Annotated in this window: 17 protein-coding genes; 11 read left to right on the top strand and 6 right to left on the bottom strand. The window is 65.6% G+C overall.

Annotated elements, in window-relative coordinates; genetic code table 11:
• The first annotated feature begins 12 nt into the window (after positions 1-12).
• The 5 genes from ABIF91_RS03905 to ABIF91_RS03925 all read left to right on the top strand — a co-directional run bounded on the left by ABIF91_RS03905 (position 13) and on the right by ABIF91_RS03925 (position 5,974).
• Positions 13-1,257 (top strand): MFS transporter, encoded by a 1,245-nt coding sequence (locus ABIF91_RS03905; protein ID WP_028177699.1) that lies wholly within the window; start codon positions 13-15, stop codon positions 1,255-1,257.
• 33 nt (positions 1,258-1,290) lie between these two features.
• Positions 1,291-2,484, top strand: a complete 1,194-nt coding sequence (locus ABIF91_RS03910) for a M20/M25/M40 family metallo-hydrolase (RefSeq protein WP_028177700.1) — start codon at positions 1,291-1,293, stop codon at positions 2,482-2,484.
• A gap of 74 nt (positions 2,485-2,558) precedes the next feature.
• Complete coding sequence (locus ABIF91_RS03915) at positions 2,559-3,647, top strand: mandelate racemase/muconate lactonizing enzyme family protein (RefSeq protein ID WP_284282930.1); 1,089 nt, start codon at positions 2,559-2,561, stop codon at positions 3,645-3,647.
• A 273-nt stretch (positions 3,648-3,920) separates the two neighbouring features.
• The gene (locus ABIF91_RS03920) at positions 3,921-5,069 is read left to right on the top strand and encodes an amidohydrolase (protein ID WP_028177702.1); all 1,149 of its coding nucleotides are present in this window, start codon (positions 3,921-3,923) and stop codon (positions 5,067-5,069) included.
• A 182-nt stretch (positions 5,070-5,251) separates the two neighbouring features.
• Entirely contained in the window at positions 5,252-5,974 is a 723-nt protein-coding gene (locus ABIF91_RS03925) for a DUF72 domain-containing protein (RefSeq protein ID WP_028177703.1), read from the top strand.
• A 2-nt stretch (positions 5,975-5,976) separates the two neighbouring features.
• Here the strand turns inward: ABIF91_RS03925 and ABIF91_RS03930 are convergent, their stop codons facing one another.
• The 4 genes from ABIF91_RS03930 to ABIF91_RS03945 form a co-directional block, all read right to left on the bottom strand.
• The gene (locus ABIF91_RS03930; protein ID WP_028177704.1) at positions 5,977-7,164 is read right to left on the bottom strand and encodes a CaiB/BaiF CoA transferase family protein; all 1,188 of its coding nucleotides are present in this window, start codon (positions 7,162-7,164) and stop codon (positions 5,977-5,979) included.
• A gap of 67 nt (positions 7,165-7,231) precedes the next feature.
• The gene (locus ABIF91_RS03935) at positions 7,232-8,887 is read right to left on the bottom strand and encodes a copper resistance D family protein (protein ID WP_028177705.1); all 1,656 of its coding nucleotides are present in this window, start codon (positions 8,885-8,887) and stop codon (positions 7,232-7,234) included.
• A 7-nt stretch (positions 8,888-8,894) separates the two neighbouring features.
• Positions 8,895-9,257: a copper resistance CopC family protein gene (locus tag ABIF91_RS03940; protein WP_028177706.1), complete on the bottom strand. Its 363-nt coding sequence runs from the start codon at positions 9,255-9,257 to the stop codon at positions 8,895-8,897.
• A gap of 471 nt (positions 9,258-9,728) precedes the next feature.
• Positions 9,729-9,959, bottom strand: coding sequence for a hypothetical protein (locus ABIF91_RS03945; protein ID WP_035677616.1), 231 nt, complete (start codon positions 9,957-9,959; stop codon positions 9,729-9,731).
• Between the two features lie 250 nt (positions 9,960-10,209).
• Here ABIF91_RS03945 and ABIF91_RS03950 point away from each other — a divergent pair, with 250 nt between their 5' ends.
• The 6 genes from ABIF91_RS03950 (at position 10,210) to mgtA (ending at position 15,370) form a co-directional block, all read left to right on the top strand.
• Positions 10,210-10,890, top strand: coding sequence for a helix-turn-helix domain-containing protein (locus ABIF91_RS03950; RefSeq protein WP_028177707.1), 681 nt, complete (start codon positions 10,210-10,212; stop codon positions 10,888-10,890).
• A 361-nt stretch (positions 10,891-11,251) separates the two neighbouring features.
• Complete coding sequence (locus tag ABIF91_RS03955; RefSeq protein WP_028177708.1) at positions 11,252-11,530, top strand: hypothetical protein; 279 nt, start codon at positions 11,252-11,254, stop codon at positions 11,528-11,530.
• A gap of 29 nt (positions 11,531-11,559) precedes the next feature.
• Positions 11,560-11,796 (top strand): hypothetical protein, encoded by a 237-nt coding sequence (locus ABIF91_RS03960; RefSeq protein ID WP_035717479.1) that lies wholly within the window; start codon positions 11,560-11,562, stop codon positions 11,794-11,796.
• Between the two features lie 204 nt (positions 11,797-12,000).
• Positions 12,001-12,465 carry a hypothetical protein gene (locus tag ABIF91_RS03965; protein WP_245285428.1) on the top strand — a complete coding sequence of 155 codons (465 nt, stop codon included), beginning with the start codon at positions 12,001-12,003 and terminating at the stop codon, positions 12,463-12,465.
• Between the two features lie 47 nt (positions 12,466-12,512).
• Positions 12,513-12,719, top strand: coding sequence for a hypothetical protein (locus tag ABIF91_RS03970; protein WP_050995091.1), 207 nt, complete (start codon positions 12,513-12,515; stop codon positions 12,717-12,719).
• Positions 12,720-12,829: 110 nt separating this feature from the next.
• Positions 12,830-15,370: a magnesium-translocating P-type ATPase gene (gene mgtA / locus ABIF91_RS03975; RefSeq protein ID WP_050995090.1), complete on the top strand. Its 2,541-nt coding sequence runs from the start codon at positions 12,830-12,832 to the stop codon at positions 15,368-15,370.
• A gap of 84 nt (positions 15,371-15,454) precedes the next feature.
• Here the strand turns inward: mgtA and ABIF91_RS03980 are convergent, their stop codons facing one another.
• Both ABIF91_RS03980 and ABIF91_RS03985 read right to left on the bottom strand, forming a co-directional pair.
• Positions 15,455-15,652, bottom strand: coding sequence for a hypothetical protein (locus tag ABIF91_RS03980; protein ID WP_028177711.1), 198 nt, complete (start codon positions 15,650-15,652; stop codon positions 15,455-15,457).
• A 202-nt stretch (positions 15,653-15,854) separates the two neighbouring features.
• Entirely contained in the window at positions 15,855-16,073 is a 219-nt protein-coding gene (locus ABIF91_RS03985) for a DUF6894 family protein (RefSeq protein ID WP_028177712.1), read from the bottom strand.
• Positions 16,074-16,162: the final 89 nt, after the last annotated feature.

The raw sequence follows: 16,162 nt of genomic DNA on the forward strand, positions 1-16,162 counted from the left end.
GACGGGACGCTCATGACCACTGCCGCCAACGACGCGGGCACAACCACCCGCGTGCTGATCTTCGCGCTGGTGGCGCTCGCCTGCGGGCACATGCTCTCGACCTTGCTGCGCACCATTCCCGCCGTCAGCCTCGACCTGATGGCGGCGGATTTCCACATCGAGCCGCAGGCGCTGGCGAGCCTCACGTCGATCTATCCTTTCGCCTTTGCGGCGGCGCAGATCCCGGTCGGGGCGGCGATGGACCGGTTTGGCGTGCGGCCGGTGTCGCTCAGCCTGCTCGGGGGGACCGTGTTCGGCGCGGTCGCGTCGGGGTTTGCGACGGGGCCGGAAAGCTTTGCCGTCGGGCAGCTGCTGCTGGGCGTTGCCACCTCGGGCATGCTGATGTGCCCGATGACGCTGGCGGCCAAGCAATTGTCGGCGGCGCGGTTCGGGCTGTGGTCGGGCGCGATCCTCTCGATCGGCAATATCGGCATGCTGCTGTCGTCGAGCCCGCTCGCTTTCGTGGTGGACGCTTACGGCTGGCGCACCGGATTCTGGATGTCGGCGATTGGCGGAATCGCGGTGGCGCTTGCGGTGTTCGCGCTGGTCCCACACCAGCCGGCCGAACACAAGGACGAGTCCTCGCCACTGGCGCAGATGATCGAAGTGCTCAGGCTCGGGATCTCGCGCCCGCTTCGCGGGCTGATCGCGCTGGCGCTGGTGTCGCTGGCGACCTCGCTGGTGCTGCGCGGCCTGTGGGGCGGACCGTGGCTGATGGACGTCAAGGGACTTTCGCGGGTCGAGGCCGGCAACCAGCTCGGCGCATTCACGCTGGCGATGATCGCGGGCCCCCTGTGCATCGGCATGATCGACCGCAGGCTCGGTCGGCGCCGCGCGCTGGTGGCGGGCTCGCATATGGCCGGGGCGGTGCTGCTGGCGCTTATGGCATTGGGCGCGCCGCATCATGCGGTCTCCACGCTGTTCGGCGTGCCCATGATGCCGCCGCAATACGACCTCGCGCTGTTCGTGCTGATCGGGCTTGCGACCTCCGCCCAGCCGCTGCTGTTCGGCATGTCCAGGCAGCTGGTGGACGCGCAAGTCGCGGGCAAGGCCCTCGCGGCCGTCAACCTCGCCTTCTTCCTCGGCGCGGCGCTGATGCAGTCGGTGACCGGCGCGGTTGCGGCGCTCGCGGGCCTGCCGGCGGTGCTGCTGTTCATGGCTGCCATGCTGGCTCTCGGCGTGCTGATCTTCTTGGCTTACACCTCGCGGGACCCATAGGATGACGCGCCCCGCTCGCCAAAGGAATCACTCATGCCCGTCGACACCAAGGCCGCCACCGACCGCCTCATGCGCTTCCTCGCCGTCGAGGGCGTGACCGGACAGGAGGCGGCGATCGGGCGCGAGCTTGCCGCCGCGCTCAAGGAGGCCGGCGTGCCGGCGAAGGCGATCCGGCTCGATGACGCCAATACCCGCATTCCCGTTCCGACCGAGACCGGCAATCTCATCGTCGACCTGCCGGGCCGCGGCGCGCTGCACAACCAGCCGCGCATCATGTTCATGACCCACATGGACACCGTGCCGCTCTGCGCCGGTGCGAAGCCGAAGAAATCGGGACGCAAGATCGTCAACGAGGCCAGGACCGCGCTTGGCGGCGACAACCGCTGCGGCTGCGGCGTGCTGGTGACGCTGGCCGCCGAGCTCGCCAGGCAGAAGCTCGATCACCCGCCGATCACGCTGCTGTTCTGCGTGCGCGAGGAGAGCGGGCTCTACGGCGCGCGCCACGTCAAGCTGGACGAGCTCGGCTCGCCGGTCATGGCGTTCAACTATGATGGCGGCGCCGCCTCGAACGTCGTCATCGGTGCCGTCGGCGCCGATCGCTGGAGCGTCGAGATCTTCGGCCGGGCTTCGCATGCCGGCGTCGCGCCGGAACGCGGCATCTCCTCCACCATGATCATGGCGCTCGCGCTTGCGGACGTGAAGGCCGGCGGCTGGTTCGGCAAGGTGGTGAAGGGCAAGCGGCAAGGCACCAGCAATGTCGGCCCGGTCACCGGCGGCGAGGGCCGCCCGGCGGGCGATGCCACCAACGTCGTCACCGACTACGTGCATGTGCGCGGTGAAAGCCGCAGCCATGACGGCAAGTTCTTCAAGGAAATCACCAGGGCCTACAAGGCCGCGTTCGAGAAGGCGGCCAAGAAGGTCACCAACGCGCAAGGCAAGTCCGGCAAGGTCAAGTTCAAGGCGGAGACGGATTACTATCCGTTCCGCATGAAGGACAGCCAGCCCGTCATCAAGCGCGCGGTCGAGGCCGTGTCCGCGGTCGGCGGCGCGCCGAACGTCCGCACCGCCAATGGCGGCCTCGACGCCAACTGGATGGTCCGCCACGGCATTCCGACCGTGACCTTCGGCGCGGGGCAGAACGAGGCGCACACGGTCGACGAATGGATCAATCTCGACGAATATGACCGCGCCTGCGCGCTGGCCGTGCAACTCGCGACGATGCGATGAGCTGCCTTGCGCGACGCGCGCTTGCCGGGCCTTGCACATCGTCCTAGCCTGCAAGAAAAAGGCAGGAGGGAACCATGGCGCGCATCGCGAACACCGAGACCGGGCTCTACCGGATCCCCCTCCCCGTCACGCTGTCCGACTCCACCCATGGCGAGATCGCCGCGTTCGAGCTGATCACCTGCCGCGTCCGCGATGCCGACGGTGCCGAGGGCGTCGGCTACACCTACACGGTCGGGCGCAATGGCGGGGCAACTGCGGATATCCTTGCACGCGAGATTGCGCCGCTGGTCGAAGGGCGCGAGGCCGACGACACCGAAGCGATCTGGCATCATGTCTGGTGGGCGCTGCATTATGGCGGGCGCGGCGGGCCGACGGTGCTGGCGCTCTCCGCGCTCGACATCGCGCTGTGGGATCTGAAGGCGCGGCGCGCCAGGCTGCCGCTGTTCCGCCTGCTTGGCGGCTTCGATGCGGGCGTGCCGTGCTATGCCGGCGGCATCGACCTCGACCTCTCCGTCGATGCGCTGCTCGCGCAGACCGACGGCAACCTCGCCAAGGGATTTCGCGCCATCAAGATGAAGGTGGGCCGGCCCGACCTGAAATCCGACGTCGCGAAGGTCTCCGCGATGCGACAGCATCTCGGCGACGGTTTTCCGCTGATGGTGGACGCCAACATGAAATGGACGGTCGAGGAAGCGATCCGTGCCGCCCGCGCGTTCGTTCCCTATGACCTCACCTGGCTCGAGGAGCCGATCATTCCCGACGACGTCGCGGGCCATGCGCGCATCATGCAGGCCGGCGGCGTGCCGATCGCGGCCGGCGAGAACCTGCGCTCGCTGTGGGAGTTCAAGAACTACATCGCATCAGGCGCGGTGTCCTATCCCGAGCCCGACGTCACCAACTGCGGCGGCGTCAGTGCGTTCATGAAGATCGCGCGGCTGGCGGAAGCGTTCAACCTGCCCGTCACCAGCCACGGCGCGCACGACATCACCGTGCATCTGCTCGCGGCCTGCCCGAACCGCTCCTATCTGGAGGCGCACGGTTTCGGGCTCGACACATACATCGAGCATCCGCTGGTGCTGCAGGACGGGCTTGCGCTGGCGCCGGACAGGCATGGGCATGGGATCAGCTTCGACTGGCCGGGGCTGGCGAAGCTGATGGCTTAGAGAGATGCGACAATAAGCGAGGTGCGCCCTCTCTCCCGCTTGCGGGAGAGGGTTGGGGAGAGGGTGTCTCCGCAGTGAGACTCCCAATGACGATCCAGCCCTCTCCCGGCCTCTCCCGCAAGCGGGAGAGGTGAAGTGGAGCACACGGCACGGTTGGTGCCCCAGCGATCGCCGATCTCATTGCTGCACGCGAGGCATTCCAAGGCGCTTGATGCATGGCGCGGACAATCCGCTATTGTGCCGGCAACCTACATTTCGCGAAAGACCCCAGCCTTGATCCCCGAGCTGCACCAGAAACTGACCGCGTGGCGCCAGCATCTTCACGCCCACCCGGAGCTGTCGCTTCAGGAGAAGGAGACCTCCGCCTTCGTGCAGGAACGGCTCACTGAACTCGGCATTCCGTTCGAGGCAGGCATCGGCGGGCACGGCATCGTCGCGACCTTGACGCGGGGCCATGCACGAAGCCGGGTCGGCCTGCGCGCCGACATGGATGCGCTGCCGATCACCGAGGACACCGGCCTCGCCTACGCCTCGAAAACATCAGGCGTGATGCACGCCTGCGGCCATGACGGCCACACCGCCTCGCTGCTCGGTGCCGCCGCGCTGCTCGTCGCCGACACCGACTGGAGCGGCACGGTCGATTTCATCTTCCAGCCGGCCGAGGAAGGCTTTGGCGGCTCGCGCGCGATGGTCGCGGCCGGGCTGTTCGACCGCTTTCCGATGGAGCGGGTGTTCGGCTTCCACAACTGGCCGGGCCTTGCCGCCGGCACCATCGCGGTGCACGACGGCGTCGTCATGGCCTCCGGCGGGCGCATCACCATCACCATCGAAGGCCATGCCGGCCACGCCGGCATGCCGCATCTGACGCGCGACCCGGTGGTGGCGGCGGGGCACCTGATCGTGGCGCTGCAATCGATCGCCGCGCGCAGCGTCGATCCGCTCGACACCGCCGTGCTGTCGCTGTGCACGATCGAAGGTGGCACCGCGCCGAACCAGATCGCCGGGCGCGTCACCCTCCGCGGCACGCTGCGCTACCATCGCGAGGCGGTCAGGGACACCATCCTCGACGGCATCGAGCGCACCTGCGCGGGGATTGCGACCAGCTTCGGCGTCAAGGTCACGCCCGAGATCGTCTGGGGTGTGGGCGTCGTGATCAACTCGCCGGCCGAAGCCGACCTCGCGCGCATCGCTGCGGAGAAGGTGCAGGCGCCGGTGCGGCGCGACCTCGCGCCGAGCATGGCCGGCGAGGATTTTGCCCACTATCTGCAGCAGCGGCCGGGCGCCTTCGTCTGGATCGGCAATGGGCCCTTGCGCGACGGCGCGGAGCTGCACGGGCCGCGCTACGATTTCAACGACGCGATCCTGCCGGTGGCCTCCGGCTGGATGGCCGAGGTCGCCAAGGCGGCGCTGGCGTCGAACTGAAGCGCGATGAGATTGGGTTCAATCGCTTTCCACAGGTGCTCTCCCTCTCCCGCTTGCGGGAGAGGGCTTGGGGAGAGGGTGTTTCCGCAATGGGATAATTCCTGCGTTGATCAAGCTCACGAGCAACGTATCCGCGGCACGGACGTTCCCTCCGGCAAATGGCAACGGATGGCACGTGAAACATGGCGCGCGTTCTGATCGGAACCTCCGGCTGGCACTACGCCTCCTGGCGAGGCCCGTTCTTTCCCGAGGGCGTGACGCTGAAGGAGCAGCTGCGCTACTACGCCGGGCAGTTCGACACCACGGAGCTGAACGGAGTGTTCTACCGCACGCCGACGCCAGAGGCGGTGAAGGGCTGGCGCGAGCAGACCGGCCGCGACTTCGTGTTCGCCTGGAAGGCGTCCAAGTTCATCACGCACTGGAAGCGGCTGTCGGACCGCTCCGTCAACAGCCTCGAGCTGCTGGAGGACCGCATCTCCAGGCTCGGCGGCAAGGCCGGCCCGATCCTGTTCCAGCTGCCGCCGCAATTCGAGGCGAACGCGGACCGGCTCGCCTCCTTCTTCAAGCTGCTGTCGCGAAAGCGGCGTTACAGTTTCGAGTTTCGTCATCCGAGCTGGTATCAGCCGCGCATCCTGCGGATGCTGGCGGAGGAGAACATCTCGCTGTGCCTGTCCGACCATCACGATGCGCCGGCGCCGTGGAAGCGCACGGCGGATTTCGTCTATGTGCGCGGACACGGCCCCGGCGGGCGCTATCACGGCCACTACACCAGGGCGACGCTGGGGCAATGGGCGAAGCGCATCAAGTCCTGGAAGCGGCAGGGCTGCGACGTCTATGTCTATTTCGACAACGACCAGAAGAGCGCGGCGCCGGCCGATGCAAAGGCGCTGAAGCAACTGTTGTGATGCTAGACGATGCCGCCTTGCCGAAGCGCCGTGATCGCGGCCTCGTCATAGCCGAGCTCCGTCAGAACGAGATCGGTGTGCTCGCCGAGCGTCGGCGGGCGGCTCACGATTTCGCCCGGCGTTTCCGACAGCCGCACCGCGGCGCGGGCGACCGGCGCCTGCTTCGGCAGGCCCGGATAGTCGACGTCCTGCATGAAGCCGGCGGCGCGGATGTGCGGATGATCCAGCGCCTGTTGCGGTGAGAGCACGGGGCCGGTCGGAATCATCGCCTGGCCCAGCGCATCGACGGCCTCCTGCGTGGTGCGCTCGGCGCACCAGCGCGCCATCCGCTCGCTGATGATGCGGCCGTTGTTGCCGCGGCTGATGTCGTCGGCAAAGCGCGGATCGTTCAGCCACACGTCCTCCTCACCCATCAGCCGCGCCCAGCGCTTGAACAGCGGATGGCCGGTGACCTGGCACAGCACCCAGCCGTCCCTGGTGCGGTAGATGTCGGCCGGAGCAGCGGTCTGGCCGAGATTGCCCGTGGGAACGCGGTTGACGTTGATGACGGCCTGCTCGATCAGCGTCGCATTGGTGAAGGACAGCGCGGTTGCGAGCAGCGCGCCCTCCACGATCTGCCCGCGCCCGGACTTGCCGCGCTCGATCAGGGCGGCGAGCGTGCCGAACGCGCAGTGCAGCGCGGTGCCGAAATCGACCCAGTTCACCGCGGCCCGGTACGGCGGATCGCCAGCGCCGGTCATGTACACCGAGCCCGACATCACCTGCCCGACGCCGTCGAAGCCGACGCGGTCGGACCAGGGACCCGGCCCGCCGAACGCGGTGGCCGTGGTCAGGATGATGTCCGGCTTGATCGCCTTCAGGGATTCGTAGTCGAGCTTCATCGCACGCAGGGTCTGCGGCGGCAGATTGGCGACCACGACGTCCGCGGTCGCGACCAGGCGGCGCATCACCTCCTGCCCTTCCACCTTCATCGGATCGAGCGTGATGCACTTCTTGTTGCGATTGATCTGGAGAAACAGCGCGCCTTCGCCGTTCTCGCCGACCGGCGCCACGAACCGGTCCTCGCTGCCGTCGCGCTTCTCGACGCGGATGACCTCGGCCCCGAACTCGGCCAGCAAGGTGGCGCAATAGGGCCCGGCGATATAGCGCCCGAAATCGAGCACGCGCACGCCCTCCAGAACTCCTCCCATAGGCTTCTTCCCCAGTGTTTTGCTCAGATTACAGAGAATGATTGCCGCGGCAAGATGGCGCCGGCGCTCAGGCCTCGCGGTAGTCCAGCAGGACGAACCCGACCAGGATGAAGGCGACCGGCCAGAACCACGCCGCGACGCTGCGGACGCGGCCGTCGAGCCGCAATTCGAGCCAGCGCGCCCAGCCCGCGGCGATCCCGCACAGCGCAAGCGGCGTGTGGCTCATCTCGATCAGGAGCTGGTCCTTGATGTTGGCGATGGCATGGGAATGCGTGAGCAGGAGCGCCCCGCCGAGCGCGGTCGTCAGGGGAAACACCAAGGCCGCGCGTCCGGCCTTGTCGCCGCGCAGCCGCACGCGCCATTCGAACAGTCCGAATATTGCGATCAGCAGCACGAAGATGCGGTGCTGCGCCACCTCGGGATCGCGCAGCGATTCGAAGAATCCGGCCGGCCCGAGCGGCCAGGCCTGCTCGTCGGCGCGCAGGAGCAGGAAGGCCGCCATGCCGAGAAACAGCAGCGGCCAATGCCTCGCCCAGCCGCCCCAGCGAAACCGCTCGATCAAAGCGAGCAGGCCGATCAGCACCACGAAGACGCCGGCCCAGTGATGATTGTACTCGGACCAGGCGATGTCCTCGGCGTTGCGCGGCAGGATCGTGCCTTCGCCGGGAACGTAGGCGGCCGGTGCGCTGCTGCGCCCGGCATCGGCCAGGGTGATCCTGGCCTGGAGCTGCGCGATGGTCAGCTTGTCGTAGTCCGGGCTGGTCAGGCGCGGCGGCCATTGCGGCGTGGCGCGCTCGACGATCTCCTGCCAGCTCAGTCGGTCGCGCGACAGATCGACGCCGGGCGGCAGCGACGTCAGCGACGCAGCCGCGAGCAGAACGGTGAGACCGATGCCGACCTCGACCTCGGCGAAGCGCTTGAGGCGGAGGATCGGCGTTGCGGGATCGCGCCGCAGCCGCTCGACCAAGAGATAATTGCCCGCGCCAAGCGCGAGCAGCATCAGCAGCAACCCGATCTTGGCGAGGATCATGACGCCATAGGCGGTGCCGTAGATCGCCTCGATCGAGCCGATGTAATCGAAAGCCATGACGAGGCCGCCGCCGACGATGGCCGCGACTGCGGCCATGGACATCAGCGAGTAGCGCCGTGCGATGAGGCGCCAGTCCGAGGGCACCTTGCAGCCGTTCAGCGCGATCAGGAAATAGGGAAGCCCGCCGATCCAGATCGCGGCGCCCAGCATGTGGCCGGCATCGGACAGGAGCAGCGGCCAGCTGAGGACCGGCCGGCTCGCCGCGTGGGTCAGCCGGGTCTGCATCGCGAGCGCGAGCAGCGCAAGCGCGAGGAGTGCCAGGGATCGCAGACCCTGCGCGCGTCCGTTTGCCAGCACGGCGAGGCCGAATGCGCTCGCCGCAATGATGAGGCCGGCCCGGGCGAAATCGGCACTGATCGCCTCGCGCCACGACACCTGAAGCGTCCCGACCAGCGCGGCGGCATTGAGACCCAGCGAAGCGATGGTGAGGAGCGCCCAGGCGAAGGCGCTGACCTTCAGCACCGTCAGGCATTTCTCCTCGATCGTGAGACCGAACACCGACAGCTGTGGCCGCAACGGCCACCACAACAGCATCTGAAAAGCAAGGCCGCCGAGCGTGAAGGCTTGGGCGATCAGGATCAGGCCGCGCAGAACGACCGACAGATAGCCGAAGATGTCGAGAAACAGGTACAAGGCGAGGTCAATGAACGATGAACGGAATGTCGCCGCGCGTGATGTGTCCGTCGACGCTCAGCACCTGCCAGCGCAGGCGCCATGCGCCGCCGGAAAGCCGCGTCGCCTCGGCCTTGAGCTCGTCGGCCGGCGCATTGGCCGCAGGCGTCAGCGCCTGCGTGGCGCCGTTCGGCGCCAGCAGCGTCAGCTTGGAACGGGCGCGATCGATCCGGCTGTTGAAATGCAGGCTGATCGCGACGGCGTCCCCCGAGACGGTCGCACCGGCCGCCGGCGAGGACGACACGATGATGGCGTGTGCCGAGGCTGCATTCGGGTCGGCAAGACACCAGATGGCGGATAGAAGAATCGCGATTCGAATGAATACGCGCATGGTTGGTCACTCGCTGTCGGCAGCCGTCCCGCCACCGCACCGCCCCCGGCGCGTGGTCCGTGCCTATGTTGGAACCGCGGCGCAGTTCGCCAAGGGCGCGCGAGCGCCAGGCCGGTTACAATCGACGGAAATGGATCGGCTGTTGCCGCTGCGACACACCGGCCGCGGCAAAATGCCGATGCGGGAGGCACGCGTCGAGCCAAGCACGGAGGCTTGAAGTCGACGTGACCAGGTCGATTTCTGTTCAAGTGGGGCTCGGCGGAAATTTTCGTCGCATCCCAGTGGACACCGCTGCGCGATGCTGGGGAGGGTCAGGCGGATCGTACAGAGCATGCGCCGGCTGACCGGGTGAGCGCGGTGGACGGCGCAGCGACGGGGACGCGGAACGGCCGCTCCGGCGGTGGAGTGATCGCGTTATCCCGACGCATTGGAGCGCGGGTGCGACTCTCACCGCGTCAAACATGTGAGGGATCAGGCTGGGCGCCAAGACCGGCTGGAGCCGCAGTCGTTCGACGCCGGACGATTCCCCTCGCTCAACATCTTGCCAGTGGCGATGTTGACGAAGTGCAGCGAGCCGCAAGCGGGACATCGGATGGAGACGTGCGTATCCGCGGCGTCGGACATTGCGCCGGGAAGCCAGTGCTGCACGTTCATGCCGGTGCGGGGGCACTTGAAGATGATGTTGCGGTCCATGCCGATCATATGCGCCCGCCGCTCCGGCATTGAAATTGCGGGCCAATACTTAGGCAACTGTCCTGAACGGATCGACGCGGGAGTGGCGAGGATATCGCGCAGCGCTGGCGCGCAAGTCGCCAATCGAGAGCGGTCAGGCGAGCGCTTCCGGCCACGCCGACTTACGCAAACATACGTAAGGAGATCGCCCTACGAATCCTCCCGAAATATCCGGGCACGATGCGATGGCGTATTGGAGTTCCATCAACAGGAGATTCCGATGCTGACCGCCGCCCTCAACGTCAATCAGCCGCTTCGCCCTAAAACGACCCCGGCGTCCCGCGTTTCCGATCCATTCGCGGCCATGGCGGGACTGGTTGCGAGCGAGTTCTCCTACCACAAGGACGAGGAGATTTTTGGCGACGACGAGCCGGCCGAGTATGTCTACCAGGTCGTGTCGGGTTCCGTCAGGACATACAAGCTGCTGTCGGACGGACGGCGCCAGATCGGGTCATTCCATCTGCCCGGCGATGTCTTCGGCCTGGAATCCGGAGCCACCCACCGCCTCGCGGCTGAAGCGATCGTCGATACGACGGTGCGTCTCGTGAAGCGCGCGGCGCTCGAAAAGGCCGCGACCACCGACGTCCAGGTCGCGCGCAAATTGTGGGACATGACGGCCGCCGAGCTCAATCACGCCGAGAATCACATGCTGCTGCTGGGCCGCAAGACCGCCATGGAGAAGGTCGCGGCGTTCCTTCTCGAAATGGATCGCCGGCTGGCAAGCGCAGGCATGCTGGCGCTCCCGATGTGCCGCCGGGATATCGGCGACTATCTCGGACTGACGCTGGAGACGATTTCGCGCGCACTGTCCCAGCTCCACAGCGGAGGCATTCTCGGCTTTTCCGGTGCCAGGCAGATCGTGCTGCGCAATCGTCAGCACCTCAGGGACATGAACGCCTGATCGCCCTTTGAGCTGGATCAAGACATGTTGGTGACCCTGATTGTAGCGTCATATCGGCATCGGGAACGCTTGCTGAGGTACCGTTGCCCGAAGGAGCGAAGTTCGGATTCCCAGGTATTCCGGGCGCCGCTCTCATAGACAGGTGCAGAAACCGCGAGCATGGAGCAGGCCGGAGCGCGGCTCCGCCGGAGAGTTCGATGGAACGAAAGTCGGCAACGCGGGTTTGTTGGACGAGCTCGGACCCTGAATGGAAGAACCAAGCGAACAATCGGCCTCGGCGCTCCCATGGAGCCCGGGGCCGATTTTCGTCGAACCCTTGGGATCGTCCGGGCAAGGAGGAACGCTGATCAGGAGAGCCGACATGCTTACCGACATTCACACCGACGATCTCACCGCGGTCGTGCGCTATGCACTGGAGACGACCCGCGCGACGACTGTTTGCCCCTTCCACCGCGACGTGACCGTCCGCATCGGAGATGACGCTGCCGAGAGCCACGCTTTCGAACGCGTGAAGCGAATGGCCAGAAGTGACGGCACGAAATGGGAGAAAGAGACTCTCTGGATGGAGATTGGCCGTCAGCTCGGAGCAGCCGCCGACGGCCGCTGCCCCAAATGCGATCGGACGGCCCCGGGGCGTTGAGTCCGGCGCGAGCGAACGGGATCAGGCAGATGGAACCGGATCTTATCCTGAACAACGCGCAGCTCTATCCAGAGGCCAGAATTCCCGTGAAACCGACGAAGCCCACCGCCTCCATCATCCGCGGGGGATCCCGGACGGATACGCCGTCAGCGGACGAAGGCGATGATTGTCGGCTTTCGCCATCGGCCGAGAGGCGTCAGGTCATCGACGAGTACGCCGACAATCTGAGGAAGATCATCCGAAGACTTCTTGGAAGGCTGAATTGATCCCGCTCGGGCGCTTCGCGCCGAGGCACCAATTTCGAATTCACCGTCGGCTGCTTCTCTCGCCCTGTCCGCTGCACCTCTTCCTGACGAGATCCGGCGGCGGGAACGCGAAAGCTTGATTCAGCGCAAAGGCCTGGAACAGGAGCCTGATAGTAAAGGGCGAAACTGACAGGGAATGCTCGGATGACGCTAAGACATTGGTGCGTGGTTCTCGCGATTTCGGCGGGTGCGGTCACATCCGCGATTGCTCAGTCCGACTTTCCGCCGTCCGCGAGCGCGAAACAAGAGGTGCCTCGTCTCGTCGAGGTCATGGGCATGGCGCAGCTCGAGCATCTCAAGCTGTGGTATGCAGGCAAGGCGAAAAACTGGGACCTGGCCGCGTATGAGCTCAGGCAGCTGACGAATAGCCTGGCCGAAGCAGCCGTCTTCTACCCGGCGGTGCCCATCAGCAACGTGACCACGATGAGGGAGCCGCTGGTCTCGGTCGCCGACGCGATCGCGGCGGGAGATGATCGCAAGTTCGTCGCCTCCATGCGCGCGCTGACCGACGGCTGCAATGCCTGCCACACCGCGATGGGCCGCGGCTTCGTGACCATCGCCGTTCCGACCGGCGGGCAACCACCTGCCAACCAGATATTTTCGCCATCGGCGAACAGCCGGAAGAAATGATGCGCTGAAGCGGCGCGTCGCTCTGAACGTCAGCACGAGGAGGTGACATGTCGGCAGCCAGCTTTGCGCTCAGTCGCGCCCACAGCAGGAACATCGAGCGCTATCACCGCTTGCTGAAGGCGCATCTCACCGACGTCGAGCGCAACTACATCGAGTGGCGCCTGTCGCATGAGCAGGCCGCCCTCGCCGCTATCGATCGGCCGCATCAGGATGGTGCTCACGCAGACGCGGGTCGTGCGGTGTCCGTCTATTAGCAATGCACAGGCTGTGTCACCCGAAACCGGGTTGAGCTGCATCAACCCGGGGGTCGAGCAGCCTCTTACGCTCGCCTGGCCCAGATGTCAGTGACCGGCGAGCCCTTGCAATGATCGCGCAATCCATTCCGGCGGAGGCTTTGGTTGCCGAGTTCTGGCAAACGCCAAAGGAAGAACTCTGCCGCGCGCTCGGCTCAGGTCCGGAAGGCCTGACACAAACCGAAGCGAAACGAAGGCTGGCAATCTTCGGAGCAAACCGCGCTGACGCCTCCCAAAGCCGGTCAGCGCTGCGCAAGCTCGGCCAACGCCTCTGGAATCCCTTGATTGCGATGCTGCTGGCAGCCGCGCTCGTATCCGGGCTGAGCGGCGACATCGGCAGTTTTGCCATCATCGCGACCGTGCTGTCCCTGTCCATCACGCTCGATATCGTTCAGGAGCATCGCGCCGAGCGGACGGCCGAAGCGCTGCGGGAATCCGTCGCCATTCAGGCCGACGTCGTCAGGGACGGCAGGGACATGACCGTTTCGGTGACGGCTCTCGTCCCCGGGGACGTCGTGAAGCTCCGCATCGGCGATCTGATACCGGCCGATGGCATCGTCCTCGATGCCCAGGAATTGCATGTCAATGAAGCCCTGATGACGGGCGAGCCGTTTCCGGCTTTCAAGACGGACGCTCCTTGCGCGGCGGCATTGCCGGCAGACGCCACGAACGCCCTGTTTGCGGGAACCAGCACCGTGGGCGGAAGCGGCAGGATGCTGGTCGTGAGGACCGGAGGCCGGACGCGCTTCGGCGCGATCGCCTCGGCAATGGCCGCCGACGCACCGCCGACGGCTCTCGAGGAGGGCGTCCGAAGGCTCGGCGTGCTGATCCTTCGGCTGACACTCTTTCTCATGCTCTTTGTGCTGATGACTCATCTCGTCGCGCATCGTCCCGCAATGGAGTCCTTCCTCTTCGCCGTCGCACTCGCCGTCGGCCTGACGCCCGAACTGCTGCCCATGGTGATGACGGTCACCCTCGCCCGTGGCGCGCTGCGCATGGCAAAGCGAAAAGTCATCGTCAAGCGATTGTCCGCCATTCACGACCTGGGCGCGATGGACACGCTTTGCGTCGACAAGACCGGCACGTTGACGGAAGCCAGGATCACGCTGGAGGCGCATATCGATCCGCAGGATCGGTCCAGCGATCGCGTGCTGAGCTTCGCGCACCTGAACAGCACGTTCCAGGCCGGTGTCCGAAGCCCTCTCGACGACGCGATCCTGTCAGCGAGCCGCGATGGCGCGGACGGCTGGGTCCGGCTTTCGGAAGTCCCGTTCGACTTCGAGCGGAGATGCTTGTCCGTTCTCGCCGCTCGGCACGACGAGCACATGCTGATCGCAAAGGGGGCTCCGGAATCCATCCTGGCCCGCTGCGCTGCCGTGGAGATCGATGGCCTGGCTCATCCGCTCGACGCCATATGGCACCAGAAAATGGCGGACATCCAGGCTCGATATGCCCGCGACGGCTTCCGGCTTCTTGCCGTCGCGATCAGGTCCATTCCGGTGGGGCAACGGACGATTGCCGTCGGTGACGAGACCAGTCTGACCATGCTGGGCTTCTGTGTCTTCGCCGATCCGCCCAAGCAGGATGCGGCCTCGGCGATTGAAGCGCTCACCTCGCTCGGCGTGACGATCAAGATCCTCTCGGGTGACCATGACGCCGTGGTCTCCCATGTCGCGCGAGCGGTCGGTCTCCCGTCGGAACGAGTCATGACCGGAGCCGAGATCTCAGAGCTCACCGATGCCGCGCTCGTCGCCCGAGTCGATGACGTCGATCTGTTTGCCCGGATCGACCCCGATCAGAAGGGGCGGATCATTGCCGCACTCCGGCGCCGCAATCACGTCGTCGGTTTCATGGGAGACGGCGTCAATGATGCGCCGGCGATCCACGCAGCACATGTCGGCATATCCGTCACGGGCGCGACCGAGGTCGCCCGCGCAGCCGCCGACATGATCCTGGTGACTCCCGACCTGTCAGTGCTTGCGGCCGGCGTGCGCGAGGGCCGCAGAACCTTTGCCAACATCCTGAAATATGTCCGAATGGGAACGAGTTCGAATTTCGGCAACATGCTTTCGATGGCCCTGGCGTCGATCGTTCTGCCATTCCTGCCGTTGCTGCCGCTGCAGATCCTGCTGAACAATCTGATCTACGATCTCTCCGAAATCGGCATCCCGTTCGACGAGGTCGACCGCGAAGACGTGGCCCAGCCCGAAACGTGGAACATGGCCGGCATCCTGCGCTTCTCCATCATCATGGGAATGGCGTCCTCCCTGTTCGATGCAATCACCTTCGTCGTTCTCCTCGAGGTGTTCGAAGCGGATGCAGCACTGTTTCGAACCGGGTGGTTCGTGGAATCGATACTCACTCAGATCCTGGTCATCTTCGTCATCCGGTCGCGCCGCATGCCATGGCGCGCGAACCGCCCCCATAACATCCTGATCGCGACGTCTGTCGGCGCCCTTCTCGCCGGGCTGGCGCTTGCGCTTGGTCCGTGGCGCGGGCTGTTCGGCTTTACCGCGCTTTCCGGAGGAATACTTGCGGCGATCATTGCCATCGCGGCGGCCTATCTGGTCTCGGCGAACGCCGCCAAGCGCCTCGCAATCCCAGAGGCTTGATACTCGAGACGATCGACCTGGTTCGATGCCGCGCGTGCAGGCGACAGCGCGCCTTGCCTGCATCCAGCTGGAAGCAGAGCAACCCTACTTTGGCGGCTGAAGACCGCGAGAGTTGACCCATTCGTCGAGGTGAGCTGCGACATCGGCCTGACGAACCTTCACGAGCAGGTCGTCCCGCTCGCGGCCAAGCTTCAGCCTAGCGGCCTTCTTGCGGAGCTGTTCGGCCCACGCCGAAAGGCGGTCCTGAAACGATACGGTTTGCTTGGTCTGCTGCCGCTTCATGGTGCTTCACCCCTCCCAGGCACCTTCCATTCAGCACCTGTTGGGCGAGGGACACCGTCACTCCGACCCGGCGCTTTTGATTTAAGCTACAAGCCGATTGGCCCGCGGCTTTGCGCCAAATCAATGAGGCGGCCGAATTCCGCGATGTGAGGCGACCAGACTGCGGCAGGGAGCGAGCCGCGCTACATCCCTTTACCGGTGTTCAAGTCGCGTTTGAATAAATCCGTTCGCGGTGAACTTCCCGGCCGCTCTCGTCGATGACGACGATCTGGAGCGCGGGATGACCTTTCGGTTTCTCTCTGCGCACCCTGTCGGCGAGGTTCTTGCTGTGTGCGATGGCGGCACCATCACTCACAAGCTCCAATCCTGACTTGTCGCGGACGGGCACGCCGTCCTTGATATCGAAATAATAGGTGGGCATCGGCTCATTCATAATCATTAGAAGAAAAGAGCCGCCGAGATGCGGTGGGATGGACCTCGGCGGCGACTTGGGGACGTAACCGTGGGGTC

It is taken from the genome of Bradyrhizobium sp. USDA 241 (assembly GCF_049739505.1).
GTDB lineage: Bacteria > Pseudomonadota > Alphaproteobacteria > Rhizobiales > Xanthobacteraceae > Bradyrhizobium > Bradyrhizobium liaoningense.